At 66.9% G+C, this 14737-nt stretch carries 13 protein-coding genes; 8 read left to right on the top strand and 5 right to left on the bottom strand.

The features are described from left to right. Nucleotides 1-461 precede the first annotated feature (461 nt). Nucleotides 462-755 carry a hypothetical protein gene (locus RTI28_RS26970; RefSeq protein ID WP_316923334.1) on the bottom strand — a complete coding sequence of 98 codons (294 nt, stop codon included), beginning with the start codon at nt 753-755 and terminating at the stop codon, nt 462-464. A gap of 92 nt (nt 756-847) precedes the next feature. Between RTI28_RS26970 and pbpC the strand changes: the two genes are divergently transcribed. Further along, complete coding sequence (gene pbpC, locus RTI28_RS26965) at nt 848-3202, top strand: peptidoglycan glycosyltransferase PbpC (protein WP_316923331.1); 2355 nt, start codon at nt 848-850, stop codon at nt 3200-3202. 3 nt (nt 3203-3205) lie between these two features. Here pbpC and RTI28_RS26960 read toward each other — a convergent pair whose 3' ends face one another. Both RTI28_RS26960 and RTI28_RS26955 read right to left on the bottom strand, forming a co-directional pair. After that, complete coding sequence (locus RTI28_RS26960; RefSeq protein ID WP_316923330.1) at nt 3206-3655, bottom strand: DMT family transporter; 450 nt, start codon at nt 3653-3655, stop codon at nt 3206-3208. 237 nt (nt 3656-3892) lie between these two features. After that, nucleotides 3893-4750, bottom strand: coding sequence for a hypothetical protein (locus RTI28_RS26955; protein ID WP_316923329.1), 858 nt, complete (start codon nt 4748-4750; stop codon nt 3893-3895). Between RTI28_RS26955 and RTI28_RS26950 the strand changes: the two genes are divergently transcribed. Both RTI28_RS26950 and RTI28_RS26945 read left to right on the top strand, forming a co-directional pair. Further along, nucleotides 4685-6292, top strand: coding sequence for a collagen-like triple helix repeat-containing protein (locus RTI28_RS26950; protein WP_316923328.1), 1608 nt, complete (start codon nt 4685-4687; stop codon nt 6290-6292). The genes RTI28_RS26955 and RTI28_RS26950 overlap by 66 nt on opposite strands. Nucleotides 6293-6397: 105 nt before the next feature. Then, nucleotides 6398-8068, top strand: a complete 1671-nt coding sequence (locus RTI28_RS26945) for a ShlB/FhaC/HecB family hemolysin secretion/activation protein (RefSeq protein WP_316923327.1) — start codon at nt 6398-6400, stop codon at nt 8066-8068. Between the two features lie 66 nt (nt 8069-8134). Here the strand turns inward: RTI28_RS26945 and RTI28_RS26940 are convergent, their stop codons facing one another. Both RTI28_RS26940 and RTI28_RS26935 read right to left on the bottom strand, forming a co-directional pair. Continuing rightward, nucleotides 8135-8551, bottom strand: coding sequence for a response regulator (locus RTI28_RS26940; RefSeq protein ID WP_316923326.1), 417 nt, complete (start codon nt 8549-8551; stop codon nt 8135-8137). 70 nt (nt 8552-8621) lie between these two features. Then, nucleotides 8622-8864: a Flp family type IVb pilin gene (locus tag RTI28_RS26935; protein WP_316923325.1), complete on the bottom strand. Its 243-nt coding sequence runs from the start codon at nt 8862-8864 to the stop codon at nt 8622-8624. A gap of 321 nt (nt 8865-9185) precedes the next feature. On the opposite strand from RTI28_RS26935, the gene cpaB reads away from it, so the two are divergent. From cpaB to RTI28_RS26910, 5 genes are read left to right on the top strand one after another with little or no spacing between them, the layout of a single operon-like run. After that, complete coding sequence (gene cpaB / locus RTI28_RS26930; RefSeq protein ID WP_316923324.1) at nt 9186-10118, top strand: Flp pilus assembly protein CpaB; 933 nt, start codon at nt 9186-9188, stop codon at nt 10116-10118. A 20-nt stretch (nt 10119-10138) separates the two neighbouring features. Beyond that, entirely contained in the window at nt 10139-11404 is a 1266-nt protein-coding gene (locus RTI28_RS26925) for a type II and III secretion system protein family protein (RefSeq protein WP_316923323.1), read from the top strand. After that, a complete protein-coding gene (locus RTI28_RS26920) occupies nt 11401-12600 on the top strand; it encodes a pilus assembly protein (protein ID WP_316923322.1) in 1200 nt (399 codons plus the stop codon). Before RTI28_RS26925 ends, RTI28_RS26920 begins: the two co-directional genes overlap by 4 nt. Next, nucleotides 12590-13858 carry a CpaF family protein gene (locus RTI28_RS26915; RefSeq protein WP_316923321.1) on the top strand — a complete coding sequence of 423 codons (1269 nt, stop codon included), beginning with the start codon at nt 12590-12592 and terminating at the stop codon, nt 13856-13858. Before RTI28_RS26920 ends, RTI28_RS26915 begins: the two co-directional genes overlap by 11 nt. Then, the gene (locus RTI28_RS26910; RefSeq protein WP_316923320.1) at nt 13855-14736 is read left to right on the top strand and encodes a type II secretion system F family protein; all 882 of its coding nucleotides are present in this window, start codon (nt 13855-13857) and stop codon (nt 14734-14736) included. Before RTI28_RS26915 ends, RTI28_RS26910 begins: the two co-directional genes overlap by 4 nt. The last annotated feature ends 1 nt before the right edge of the window (nt 14737 follow it).

The raw sequence follows: 14737 nt of genomic DNA, 5'->3' as shown, positions 1-14737 counted from the left end.
ATGCCTGCGGCGGTTTGGACTGATCACTGCGCAAGATCTCGTCTCAGTGCAACGCTGAGCGATCCAACCGCCGGATGCGGAAAACCGCACGTCCGGTGGTGTGGGAGGGGTAACGGGCACTAGTCCCGTTACCTCGACCCAATCATCGGTTGCAACGTGCCATGGTCTGTTGGATTTGAGTTGTCAGCCCTTGTTTTTTCGACGATGCATCGCGGGGAGGCTGTTGGGCTCGACTCGGTATCGAGTCGAACCAACAAGGCGGTCAACCATGGCCTGACAGACATAGGTACGTTGCAACAAATGTGGGAGCGGGCGTCGCCCGCGATGCGCCGCGCGGGCGGCGCTCGATCTTGAGGGCGCTGCAAGACTCAAGGCAGGCACCTGGCGGCCTTGATGCGGTTTCCCGCCAGGCTTTCAGAGAGGTGTAGAAACCCATGCACCGATAAGGGCACTACCAATGTTCAATGCACCACCCAACTCAACACCCACAACCCCAACAACGCCCAGATGATCCCCGCAATCACCGAAGCCCGCATGAACGCGCGCACCGCCGAATACAGCAGTAACAGGCCGATGAGCAGAATCAGGATGCTGATGAGCGAGGTATCCATCCCCAGCGTCTTCGCCAGCCCGTCGATGAAATTCCCCCCGGCGTTGGCCAGCAGGGCGAACAGCCCGGTCAGGGCGTCCACCACGAAACGGATCGCCGCGCCCAGCACCTGCCCCAGCCACTCGAAAAAACCTTCTACCCACATGGTCGTATCCTGATGTTCATCACAGCATTCGCGCTGCATTCCAGCCTTTGGCCATTGTCGGGCCGTCGCGGTTCCCCGACGCGGTGCGGCCCATGTTCAGCGTAGCCCTGCCGCGCCGGCGCACGACCCGCTGGCTGAGGATCACGGCGCTGGGCGTCGGCGGGCTGCTGGCGCTGCTCTGGCTGGCCGACCGCCTCTGGCCGCTGCCGCTGCCCGCCGATGACCTGGCGCGGGTCGTGCTCGCCGAGGATGGCACGCCGCTGTGGCGTTTCGCCGATGCCGATGGCGTGTGGCGCTATCCGGTGTCGCTCGACGAGGTGTCGCCGCTGTACCTGCAAGCGCTGCTGACCTACGAGGACCGCTGGTTCTATCGCCACCCCGGGGTCAATCCGCTGTCCCTCGGCCGCGCGGCCTGGCAGAACCTCAGCGGCGGTCGCGTGCTGTCTGGCGGCAGCACCCTGTCGATGCAGGTGGCGCGTCTGCTCGACCCGCATGCCCGGACCCTGCCGGGCAAGCTGCGCCAGCTGTGGCGCACGCTGCAACTGGAGTGGCACCTGTCCAAGCGCGAGATCCTCGAGCTCTACCTCAACCGCGCGCCCTTCGGCGGCACCCTGCAAGGCGTGGCCGCGGCGAGCTGGGCTTACCTGGGCAAGTCGCCGCAACAACTGACCCCCGCCGAAGCCGCCTTGCTCGCGGTACTGCCCCAGGCCCCCAGCCGCCTGCGCCCCGACCGCCACCCGCAGCGGGCCACGTTGGCGCGCGACAAGGTCCTGCAACGCCTCGGCGAATACGCGGTCTGGCCCGAGCAACGGATCCGCGAAGCCATGGAGGAACCGCTGTTGCTGGCGCCGCGCCAGGAGCCAGCGCTGGCGCCGCTGCTGGCGCGGCGGCTGAATCGCGCGGACAGCCCGCCCTTGATCCGCACCACCCTCGACGCAGCCCTGCAACGCCGCCTCGAAGACCTGCTCGGCGGCTGGCGTGCGCGACTGCCCGAACGCACCTCGGCGGCGATTCTCGTGGTCGAGACGCAGAGCATGGCAGTACGCGCCTATCTCGGCTCGGTGGACCTCAACGACGAGCGCCGTTTCGGTCATGTCGACATGATCAGCGCCTGGCGTTCGCCGGGCTCGACCCTCAAGCCGTTTCTCTACGGCATGGCCATGGACGACGGCCTGATCCATTCCGAATCGCTGCTGCAGGATGTGCCGCGGCGCTATGGCGACTACCGTCCCGGCAACTTCTCCATGGGCTTCAGCGGACCGGTGGCGGCCAGTTCCGCGCTGTCGCTGTCGCTCAATCTGCCGGCGGTGCAGTTGCTCGAAGCCTACGGACCCAAGCGTTTCGCCGCGCAACTGCGCGCGGCAGGAGTGCCGATCAGCCTGCCGGCGCTGGCCGAGCCCAATCTGTCGCTGATCCTCGGCGGCGGCGGCAGTCGTCTGGAAGATCTGCTCAGCGGCTACAGCGCCTTCGCTCGCGATGGCATGAGCGCCGGCCTGCGCCTGCAGCCGGATGCGCCGTTGCTGGAGCGGCGCATGCTCTCGCCCGGTGCGGCGTGGATCATCCGGCGCATCCTCAGCGGTCAGGCCCGCCCCGATCGCGATCCCCATGCCGAACTGGTGCAGCGTCCGCTGCTGGCCTGGAAGACCGGCACCAGCTACGGCTTCCGCGATGCCTGGTCGATCGGCGTCGGCCCGCGCTACCTGATCGGCGTGTGGATCGGCCGTCCCGACGGCACCCCGGTGCCGGGGCAGTTCGGCCTGGCGTCGGCGGCGCCGCTGATGCTGCAGGTCCACGATGTGCTGAGCAACCGTGACAGCCAGCGCGGGATTGCCGCGGCGGTCCCCGCGGTGCCGGCCTCGGTCGGGGTCGCGGCGATCTGCTGGCCGTTGGGCCAGCAGCTGGCGCGCAATGATCCCAACTGTCGACGGCAACGCTTCGCCTGGACCCTGGACGGCACCACGCCGCCGACTCTGCTGGCGCAGGACCAGCCGCTGGGTGTCGGTTTGCTGGAGCGGGTCTGGGTCGATGCACAGGGGCGGCGGGTCGATGCCGCCTGCGCGGGCGCGCGGGTGCGCGACGTGGCCCTGTGGCCGGCCCCGCTGGAGCCCTGGCTGACCCGGGCCGAACGGCGCGAGGCGCGTTTGCCGGCGGTGGCGCCGGAGTGTCCGCCGCAGGTGCCGGCCACCGCGCCGCCGCTGTCGATCGTCGGTGTTCGCCAGGACGATCAGCTGCGCCGGCCGGCCACCAGCCGCGAGACGTTGCAGGTGGATGTCTCGGCGCTGGGCGGAGAGGGCCAGCGCTGGTGGTTCCTCGATGGCGTGCCGCTGGGCGAGACTGCCGGCCAGGAGACGCTCAAGGCGCGCCTGGACCAGACCGGGCAGCATGAGCTGAGCGTGCTCGATGCCAGCGGCCAGACCGCGCGCCTGACCTTCCAGGTCAGCGACTGACGCTCAGAAGCGCCGGATCATCCACACGCCGGCGAGGATCAGCAGCAGGCCGGCGATCTTGCCCAGGGTCGCCGGCGCTTCCTTGAAACCGGCCCAGCCGAAGTGATCGAGGGTCATGGCCATCGCCAGCTGTCCGGCGAGCACCAGCGCCATGAACAGCATCGCGCCGATGCGCGGGCCGGCGAAGGCTGCCGTGGTGATGAAGAAGGCGCCCAGCAGGCCACCGCTCCAGTGCCACCAGGTGAGTCCCTTGAGAGCTGCCAGGCCGGGCATTTCCCGCTGGCTCATGACCAGTGCGAGCAGGGCCACACTGCCCACGGCGAACGAGATCAGCGCGGCGGCCAGCACGCTGGAGACCTGCTTGGCCAGCTGGCCGTTGATGCCGGCCTGCAAGGGCAGGAAGGCACCGGCGATGAAGGGCAGGCAGAGCAGCCACCAGGCGGGCGTGGTCATAGATTTCTCCTGAAAAAAGGGCGCGGAGTATACGGCGAGCTGGCGTCAGATACCCGTCAAATGGTTATAGCGCTAAAGTCGAAGTGCCACTATCAACCCCTTATTCGCCTCGTAACTAATTGATCAGGTTTGATTTTTTTTGCCATCACGGAGGTATAGATCGGGTTAATACCAATCTCAGAATTGTTACACCACGCGCGCCGGCCTGAGATAGCTGCACCGAGGCGGGGGATTTTGTCAGGAACCCCCCGCATCCATAAAAGCAGCGGCAGCGAAAGCAATGGAGTCGCCATGAAAACTCAAGCGTGGATCAAGGCAAGTACGGCATTGGCAATGGTCATGGCCATGACCCTGTCTGCGGGATGCAGCAGCGGTGGTGGTGGTCATCACAGTTCGGTAGACGGCTCCTCCCCGAGCGATACGGGCGCGGCGGGCGGCGATGCCGGTAGCGGCGGCGGAACCGGTAGTGGTGATGGCGGTACGGGCGGCACCGGCGGCGGAACCGGCGGTGGTGATGGCGGCACGGGCGGTACTGGCGGCGGAACCGGCGGTGGCGATGGCGGTACGGGCGGCACTGGCGGCGGAACCGGCGGTGGTGATGGCGGTACGGGCGGTACTGGCGGCGGAACCGGCGGTGGCGATGGCGGYACGGGCGGCACTGGCGGCGGAACCGGCGGTGGTGATGGCGGCACGGGCGGAACCGGAGGTGGCACTGGCGGCGGAACCGGTGGCGGCGATGGCGGCACCGGAGGCGGAACCGGTGGTGGTGATGGCGGTACCGGAGGTGGCACAGGTGGCGGCACTGGCGGCGGTACCGGAGGTGGCACAGGCGGCGGCACTGGCGGTGGTACCGGAGGCGGCACAGGCGGCGGAACCGGCGGTGGCACCGGAGGCGGTACAGGTGGCGGTACCGGCGGTGGCAATGCGGGCGGCGGCAATACCGTCAATCCGCTGATCGTCGGTCAGGTCGTCGATCAGGTCGGTACCGGCGTGTCCGGACTGGGCACCGGCTTGGGCAGCCTGGCCCCAGTGGTCAATTCGCTGCCGGTGCTTGGCGCCACCAACGCGGGCGGACTGGTCAGTTCCACCGGGCAAGCCGTCAACCGCATCGGTGCGGGTCTCAGCGGCGGCCTTGGCCAATTGGGCACCGGCGGCAACGCGGTCGGCACGACGCTGTCCGGTATCGGCGCAGGCGTCGCTTCGCTCGGCAACGGTGTCCAGGGCGTGGCGGGCAGCCAGGCCATCGAACAGGTGCCGCTGGTGGGCGGTGTGGTCGGCCAGGTCGGCCAGGCGGTGACCATGCTCGGCAACACCCTGAGTACCCAGAGCACCACCGGTGCCCTCGGCAGCCTTGGCCAGCAGGCGAGCAATGCACTGGTGCCGGTGGTTTCGCTGGTGGAAAACACCACCACCAACCTGGGCAGCAGGACCGGCCTGGGAACACCGCTCGACTCGGTGGTACAGAGCGTAGGCGGCGCGCTCGACAGGGTCGGCGACACGGTCACCAGCGCGGGTAATGGCAATCCGGTCACCACGGCGGTGGGCGGGCTGGTCAGCAGCGTCGGTGGCGGCACCGGTACCTCGGGTGGCCTGGTCGGCAATGGCAGCACGGGCGGTTCCACCGGCTTGCTGGAAACCGTCGGCGGCGTGGTGGCCGGGGTCGGCAGCGGGCTCGATGCCGGCAGCAGCAATGGCGTGGTCAGCACCGCGGGCAGCACGACCAGCGGCCTTGGCAACACCGTGGCCTCGCTGGGCACCGTGCTCGGTGGCAATGGTGTCGCCAGCAGCGGCGCGGCGGCACCGGCCGCGGCCCTGGCCAGCAATGTCGGTTCGACGCTGACGCCAGTGGTGAACACGGTCGCCGGCGTGACGCAGCAGGTCGGCGCGACCACTGGCCTGGGGGCACCGGTCAACGGCCTGCTCAATCAGGTGGGCGGCGCGGTCAGCAGCCTGGGTAGCCAGGTGGGCGGTGCCACGAGCAATCCGCTCGTCGATCAGGTGGGTGCGACGGTCAGTACGGTCGGTGCGACCGTGGCGCAGGCCGGTGGTCTGGTCAACGGGTCGGGCGGTGGTGCCGGCGCGGGCCTCGGCGGTGTGGTGAATACCGTCACCAGCACCCTGGGCAGTGCCACTGGCGGGGCCACCGGCGGTGTCGGTGGAACGCTGGGCGGCGTGGTGAATACCGTGACCGGCACCCTGGGCGGCGCGACTGGCGGAACCACGGGCGATATCGGCGGGACGTTGGGCGGTGTGGTGAATACCGTGACCGGCACCCTGGGCGGCGCGACTGGCGGAACCACGGGCGGTGTCGGCGGTGCGCTGGGTGGCGTGGTGAATACCGTGACCAGCACCGTGGGCGGTGCGACCGGCGGAACCACGGGCGGTGTCGGCGGTGCGCTGGGCGGTGTGGTGAATACCGTGACCAGCACCCTGGGCGGCGCGACTGGCGGAACCACGGGTGGCGTCGGCGGTGCGGTGGGTGGCGTGGTCAACACCGTGACCAACACCCTCGGTGGCACGGTAACCGCCGGGGCAGGGGCCACTGCCGGTGGTGCGACGGCCAGCGGCGGTGCCAGCGGGAGTGTCGGCGGTCTGCTCAATGGCGTGACCGGCGGCCTGCTCGGTGGCCGGCAGTGAAAACCAGCCTACAGCGTTAGACGATTTTCCTGGCAACACCTACGCTTGAGTCTGACGAGGGAACCGTCTTGGTTCCCTCGTACTTTTCAGGACATGGAGTGCCCTATGCGATCGATGGCAGTCGCGCTAGTGAGTCTTTCCTGGGTGGGTGTGCTGCAGGCCGAGCCGCTCCCAAGCTATCTGAACAGCAACGAAACCGAACGCAACCTGCCGGCACCGAACCTTCCTGCCGACGCCTTCAGACCGACCACTCCCCAGTTGCAAGTACCGTCTCCCGCCGCAGCCCAACCTCAGCCACTGACGATGAATACCCGGGTGCTGATCCGCAAGATCCGTATCGAGGGCGGCAGCGTCTATCCGCTGAGCGAGCTGCGCGACAACTATCAGGACCTGATCGATCGCGAGGTGACGGTGGGCGACCTGATCGAGGCCACCCGGCGCCTGACCCAGCGCTACCAGGCCGACGGTTACCTGCTGTCCTACGCCTTCCTTCCGGTCCAGGACTTCGCCGAGGGCCGGCTGCGCGTAGTGCTGGTCGAGGGCTATATCCGCGATTACGAGTTGCAGGGCGACATTGGCCGGGTCTCGGGCTATCTGGACAAGCTGGTGGCCAAGCTCAAGGCCGAGCGCCCGCTGACCCGCAAGACCTTCGAACGCTACACCTCGCTGATGAGCCGCGTGCCCGGCCTCACCCTGCAGGCCCAGGTGCCGCCGCCGGGCACCACCGACGGCGCGAGCAAACTGCTGGTGCAGGCGTCGCGCAAACCCTTCACCACCACCATGAACCTCACCGAAAGCAGCCGCGACGATCTCCAGGCGCTGTTCGGTGCCAACAGCAACGCGCACACCGCAGTGGCCGAGCAACTGAGCGTCGGCGCGCTGTTTCCGCCGGGCGATGACAAGGAGCATTACTTCCGTGTCGACTACTCGCAGAACCTCGACAGCGAAGGCACCCAGCTGCTGCTGTCGGCGTCCCGCTATCGCAGTGATCCCAGCGCGGTGGTGCGCCTGCAGAATGGCATCGATCTCAAGCAGCACCGGGAAAACGATCGCTACTCCATCGGCCTGAGCCATCCGCTGATCGCCTCGCCCAATGAATGGCTGAGCCTGTCGGCGCGTTTCTACGCGGTGGACGACACGACCGACTACCGGGTCATCGGCTTTCCGCTGAAAGTCAGCAGCAGCACCGATATCCGCGCGTTTGCCTTCGAGGGCGACTGGCGCAAGGCCACCGACACCCGCCTGCGCATCCTCAGTGCCGGGGTGTATCAGGGCGTCGATCAATTCGGCGCCGATACCGATGCCGGCTACGACCTCGATTTCTTCCGCCTGCGCCTCTCGGGAGTGCAGAGCGACCGTTTCTTCGAGAGCTGGCAGGGCGTGGCGTCGGCAGCCCTGTACTGGACCGACGACAACCTGCCCGACAGCGAGCGCGCGGTGTTCGGCGGGCAGAACTTCGGCCGCGGCTATCCGGTGGACCAGGCCTCGGGCGACAAGGGCTGGGGCGCCGCCTACGAGGTCAACTACAGCTTCAAGCGCGAGGGCGACTGGGTGAAGCTGCTGCAGCCGTACGTGGTGCTGGACGCGGCGCGGACCTGGTTCAACGAACTGGAGATCCGCGATTCGAAGCTGTCATCGGCGGCGCTGGGTCTGCGCTTCGGCGATGCGCGCTACTACAACATCTCGCTGGAGCTGGCCAAGCCGATGTCCGACATCGCCCTCGACAGCTTCAACCGGCGGCCACGCTTTACCGTGAGCTTCAGCTATCAGTTGTAGGCACAGGCAAGCCCCGCGAAGGTCGGGGCAACGTGAATGCAATGAAGGAAAACCAAACAGGCGGTGCTATTGCACCGCCTGTTTGCTGTACGCCATCTCCAGCGGAAACAGGTTGCCCAGGGTTTCCAGGAGGCGGGTGTGGTAGATGGGCTTGCGGAACAGATCCAGCACTTCCAGTTTCATCAACTCGCCAAGGGCATCGAGATTGGCGTGGCCGGTGGTGACGATCACCGGCAGATGCTGGCGTGCGGTATGTATACGCAGGCGTTTGATCAGGGAGATGCCGGATTCCTCCGGCATGTTCAGGTCGGTAATGACCAGGGCGATATCCGGATACCGGGTCAACTGCTGAAGGGCGAGCTTCACCGACGTTGCGCAGTGGCAACGAAAGCCTTCTCCCTCCAGCAGTTCAGCCAGCTCCAGCAACGCTTCCTCTTCATCATCCACCAGCAGCAACTGTTGACGCGGATGGGAAGCTCGCATGGCGCAGTCCTGTTACGCAGTGGCGTCGTTTACTCCTGGGTAAAGCGGGGCCCATGGCCTGTGCCCGCGATCAGCCGCCGCTGGTGCCTCCGCTGGTGCCGCCACTGGTGCCTCCGGTGTTGCTGGTAGCGGCGGCGGGCAGGGCGGTTTTGATCTGCGTGAAGACGTTGGTCAGGCTGCTTTTCATATCGCCCATAAAGGTTGCGAGCACTACGGCCACCATGGCGGCGACGATCGCGTATTCGATACCGGAGGCGCCATCCGTGCGCCGAGCGAATCTCCGTATGGATTGCATGATTTTCGACATTTGCATGATGTTGCTCCTTGCGCCTCGGCGCGGGTGACACGGGGCTCGCTGATACCCCTTTGCCATCAGAGCATCGTCAAGAGTTAACCCCTGAGCAAATGTAAGAAAGCATTAACTCGAAAGTGATAATGAAAAACCGCCGTCAATAAGCTGTTGTTTTAGGAGTGTGACGGCCATCACAGAGAAATTTTCCTGGCTCGGTAATGGCGTTTTGTCCTAGCTGGACTACCGTCAAATAGCGAAATAGTTACTTCGAATTGTGTATTTGTGAGCCTGTCAACAAGACGTCACAGGCCAAGGGGATGAGCGTCAAGGGAGGGGCCAGACATGAGCAGTCGCATCACCTTGGTTCTTGCGGGACTGTTTCTGTTGGGCGCCATCATTGCCGGTTACTGGGGCCTGGCCCTGAGCAAGCAACCCGAACCTCCCGCTCTCCAGCCGACCCCGACAGCACCGCCGGTGACCCAGGTCGTCGACACCGCCGAGGACGAACTGCGCCAACCGGTGGTGGTGCTGCGCCGGGATGTCGCCGCCAATGTCGCGCTGCACAACGATGACCTCGCCGTGGAGCGCCTGCGGGTGGCGCCGGCCGGCAGTTTCCAGACCCTCGAGCAGGTTGCCGGGCGCAGCCTGTGGCGCGACCTGCCCGCCGGCACCTGGCTGGATGAGCGCAGCTTCGACGCCGGCGGCCCGCTGGCGCGGATGATCCAGCCGGGCGAGCTGGCGCTGACCCTCGGGGTCGACGAGGTCAGTGCTGCCGGCGGACATCTGCGGCCGGGCGATTATGTCGATGTGCTGCTCTACCTGCGCAACGAACAGGACAACCCCCAGGCCAGTGCCCAGGTCATCGTGCCGGCCCTGCGCCTGCTGGTGGTCGGCCAGCAGATGGGCCTGGCCAACGACGGCCACCCCGCCGAGCCGGTCGATCCCGATCCCAAGGTGCGTGCCGAGCAACGCCGGGCGCTGCCGCGGACCGTGGTGCTGGCGGTGCCCGAAGCACTCGCCAGCCGCCTGACCCTCGCTGCCCAGGCCGGCAGCCTGCGCCTGGCGGTGCGCAGTGCCGAGGAGAAGCACCTGGCCCGCTACTGGGCGGACCCCAAGGCCGGTGCCGCGGTCGTCGAGCAGACCAATCGCCAGTTGTACCGCTTCAACCAACTGGCCCTGGCTCCGGCGGCGTCGACGCGGGTCGCCGGAGCGCCAGCAGCCCCCCGTGGCATCGAGATCATTCGCGGCGCGCAGACCGCCGAACCACTTCACTGAATCAGCAAGGAAGCCCTTCGATGACCAGCCGTTCCTCGCGGATCACTGCCTCCACGCTGCTCGCCGCGCTGCTGGCCTGGCTGCCGCTGCTCCCGGCGCAGGCGGCCAGCAGTGGCTGCGCCGCGCTGCCGCAGGTGCCGGCGACCCTGGAAATCGACCAGGGGCTGCAGCAGGAAGTCCGCCTGCCGGTGAAGATCAGCCGTGCGGCGGTGGGCGATCCGCGCGTCGCCGATGTGCATCCGCTGGGCAACGATGCGGTGCTGATCACCGCCATGGGCGCGGGAGCCACCAGCCTGAGCCTGTGGACCAGCTGTGCCAGCGGACCACGGCAGACGATGGTGTTCGTGCGTGGCCGGGCGGCGGCGGACCAGGCTTCGACCGTGCTGCCGCCGTCAATGGATGGGGAGTTGCCCAATCAAGTGCAGGCCGATATCCGCTTCGTCGAAGTGAGTCGTACCAAGCTCAAGGAAGCCGGGGCGAAGTTGTTTTTCAATGGTTCGAACAATTCGTTGTTTGGCGCTCCCGGTACAGTGCCGGGGACGCTTGTTTCTCCCGGTCAAGTTCCCGTGGTTCCTGGCGGGGCAACGGTCCCGCTTATTCCGCTAAATAACAATGCCTTCAATATCGTGTGGGGTGGCGGCAGCAGTCGCTTTCTGGCAGCGATCAACGCCTTGGAAAACAGCGGTTTCGCCTACACTTTGGCGCGGCCAAGTCTGGTTGTACTTAGCGGCATGACCGCGAGCTTCCTCGCAGGTGGTGAGATTCCAATCCCCGTGCCTAGCAGCGGTAGTGACAGTGTCTCGATCGAATACAAGGAGTTCGGTATTCGTCTGGCGTTGTCGCCCACTGTCGTCAGTCGAGATCGCATTCACCTCAAGGTCGCGCCGGAGGTCAGCGAACTGGACGACGCCAATGCGGTAGAAGTCGCCGGTACGCGAGTGCCTGCACTCAGCATTCGCCGTACGGATACCAGCATTTCGTTAGCTGATGGCGAAAGTTTCGTTATCAGTGGATTGATCAGCAGCCGCACGTCTTCATCAGTGGATAAGTTCCCTGGACTTGGAGACATCCCGATATTAGGTGCCTTCTTTCGCCAATCGAGGGTGCAACGTGATGAAACCGAACTGCTGATGGTGGTCACCCCGCACCTGGTCCGGCCGCTGGCGGCCAATGCCCAACTGCCCGAACTGCCCGGCGAGCAGCTGCGCAACTACGACCCGAGCTGGGGGCGTCTGTTCTTCCTGGAAAACGGCGACTTTGACCGTCGCAGTGGGTTATCCCGATGAGCGAAAGCCTGAGCCAGACCTTCCTGGCCATCACCCGCAACGAGAGCGACCTGCAATGGCTGCAGTCCGCCCTCACGCCACTGGGACAAGTGGTCGGCGCCGGCAGCGGCAGCCTCGACGAACTGCTCGCGCTGATCGACGTGACCTTCGCCAATCTGGTGTTCGTCGGCCTCGATCGCGAGCATGTGGTCAACCAGTGCGCGCTGATCGAGGGGGTGCTGGAGGCCAAGCCGATGCTGGCGATCGTCGCCCTCGGCGACGGCATGGACAACCAGCTGGTGCTCAATGCCATGCGCGCCGGTGCGCGCGACTTCGTCGCCTACGGCTCGCGTGCCAGCGAGGTCGCCGGGCTGGTCCGGCGCCTCAGCAAGCGCCTGCCGCCGGTCACCGCCAACCCGCATCTGGGCGGCCTCACCGTGCTCTACGGCACCCAGTGCGGTTCCGACGGCGCGCTGCTCACCGTGCATCTCGGCCAGGTGGTACAGAAGAGTGGCCAGCAGACCCTGCTGCTCGATCTCGGCCTGCCGCGGGGCGACAGCCTGGCGCTGCTCGGCGTCGAGGCGTCGTTTCATTTCGGCGATGCCCTGCGCCACCTGCGGCGCCTCGACAGCACCCTGATCGACAGCGCCTTCGCCCGCGAAGGCAACGGCCTGCGCCTGCTGGCCTACGCCCCCGGCGACGAGCCGCTGGAGCGCACCAGCGCCGCCGAGCTGTACATGCTGCTCAGCGCCTTGCGCCAGCATTTCCAGCACATCGTCGTGAACCTCACCGGGCAGGCCGATTGCGAGGCCCTGCGGACCTTCGTCAGTCACTGCGACAAGCTGATCTGGTACACCGACCAGAACGTCATCGAATGCCGGCGCAACCTCGAGGTGCTGAATACCTGGCGCGAGAAGGGCATGAACCTGGAGCACGCCAAGCTGCTGGTGGATCGCTACCTGCGCAGCGTGATTCCCGATGCCGACGCCCTCGGCAAACGCTTCGCCCTGCCGCTGCTGACCGAGCTGCCGGCCAGCGCCGAGGTGCGCCTGAACTCGCGCAACCAGGGCCTGAGCCTGTTCGAACTGGCGCCGCGCGACCACCTCACCCAGGGCCTCAAGGCGCTGGGCGAGCGGCTGGCGCGGCGTTCGGAAAACCTCAAGCCCAAGCCCGACACCTGGCTCAGCCGGCTCTGGGGACACAAGCATGAGCAGTGACGAGCTGTTCGGCGGCCCCCGGCACAACCTGGCTGCCGATCCGCAGGCGCTCAAGCGCGCGCTGCACCGCTACATCATCGACGCCATCGAAGACTCCGGGCGCAACCTGCTGGAAGGCGCGCGGCCGGCGCTGGCGCAGTTCGTCGTCGAGCATGTCGGCGAGTACATCGCCCGCCTGCACCTGGCGCTGTCACGCTATGAAATGGAGCGCATGGCCGAGGAACTGGTGGACGAGCTCACCGGTTTCGGTCCGCTGGAAGTCTTGCTGCGCGACAGCAGTGTCACCGAGATCCTGGTCAACGGGCCGTTCCGGGTGTTCGTCGAGCGCGCCGGGGTGCTGCACCAGACCGACCTGCGCTTCATCGACGCGCACCATGTCGAGCGGGTCATGCAGCGCATCCTCGCGCCACTGGGCCGGCGCCTGGACGAGTCGTCGCCGATGGTCGACGCGCGCCTGCCCGACGGCAGCCGGGTCAACGCGATCATTCCACCGGTGGCCCTCGACGGGCCCTGCCTGTCGATCCGCAAGTTCCGCAAGGATATGCTCAAGAGCGTCGACCTGCTCGCCAGCCGGGCCATCGACCCGACCATCCTGGCGTTTTTCGAACTGGCGGTGAGCAAGCGCTGCAACATCCTGGTCAGCGGCGGCACCGGCACTGGCAAGACCACCCTGCTGAACATCCTCAGCCAGTTGATCAGCCCCCTGGAGCGCCTGGTGACCATCGAGGACGTCGCCGAGCTGCAACTGGAGCATCCCCATGTGGTGCGCCTGGAAACCCGCCCGCCGAACGCCGAGGGGCATGGCGAGGTCAAGGCCAGCGAGCTGATCCGCAATGCCCTGCGCATGCGTCCCGACCGGATCCTGCTCGGCGAGATCCGCGGGGTCGAGGTGATCGACGTGCTCACGGCGATGAACACCGGGCATGACGGCTCGATGAGTACCGTCCACGCCAACACCGCCCAGGATGCGCTGCTGCGCCTGGAGACCCTGGTCGGCCTGACCGGGCGCCAGGTGGCGGAGAAGACCCTGCGGCAGATGATCTGCGCCGCCCTCGACGTGGTCATCCAGCTGACCCGCCTGCCCGATGGCCGGCGCTGCATCAGCGAGGTGCTGGAGGTGGTCGGCATTCGCGACGATGTCTATGTCACCAACACCCTGTTTCGTTTCGATCGCCGCGCCGGTGGCGGTTTCCTCCGCGAAGCGGTCAATCCCGCTGGCGACAAGCTGCGCCGCGATGCGCTGGAGCCGGCGCCATGATCGCCGTGGTCCTCGGCCTGTTCGGCCTGGCGCTGTTGGTTGCGTCGGTCGGTCTGTTCTACAGCGGCGTGCGCAAGTCGGCCGAGGAGCGCACCCTGCAGCGGCTCGGCCAGTTGCCCGAGCCGGTGCCGGTCGAAGCGCCGGCGCGGGGCGGGCTGGAGCTGCTGCTGTTGCGCGCGGGGTTCGATCGCCGGGCCGATCGCTTCATGCTCTGGGGCTCGGCCTGGCTGCTGTCGATCGCCCTGGCCGGAATGCTCGCCGGATGGCCGGGCGCGGCGCTGACCACGCTGCTCTGCCCGATGCTCTGGCGCCTGTACATGAGCTGGCGCTATCACCGCCGCCTGCGGCGCATGATCGAACAGTTGCCGACCCTGCTCGACCATGCGGTGCGCAGCCTGAAGGCCGGGCGCACCCTGAGCGACGCCGTGCTGGGTGCGGTGGATGTCTCCGCCGACCCGCTGCGCAGCGCCATGCAGCGGGTCCAGCGCAACGTGCAGATGGGCGTGAGCCTGGATGAAGCGCTGCAGGATTTCGCCGAGCTCTACGACCAGGACGAGTTCCGCGTGCTGGCCCTGGGGCTGCGCATCAATCACCGCTACGGCGGCAATGCCAGCGAGCTGCTGGAGAACCTGGTCAAGCTGATCCGCGAGCGCGAGCAGGGCGCGCGCCAGCTGCGCGCGCTGACCGGCGAGACGCGGATGACCGCGGGCGTGCTGGCACTGTTGCCGGTGGCCATGGCCAGCTACTTCCTGATGATCAACCCCGATTACCTGCTGTCGATGTGGAACAACGCGGACGGCCGCTCGATGCTGCTGGCCGCCTTCGCGCTGCAGGTGCTCGGCTGCCTGGCGCTGTGGCGCATGCTGCGGAGTATCTGAG

The organism is Pseudomonas sp. zfem002, from assembly GCF_032621685.1.
Lineage (GTDB): Bacteria > Pseudomonadota > Gammaproteobacteria > Pseudomonadales > Pseudomonadaceae > Aquipseudomonas > Aquipseudomonas japonica.
The sequence above is the reverse complement of the archived record's forward strand: the minus strand, read 5'-3'. Positions and strand labels throughout refer to the sequence as shown.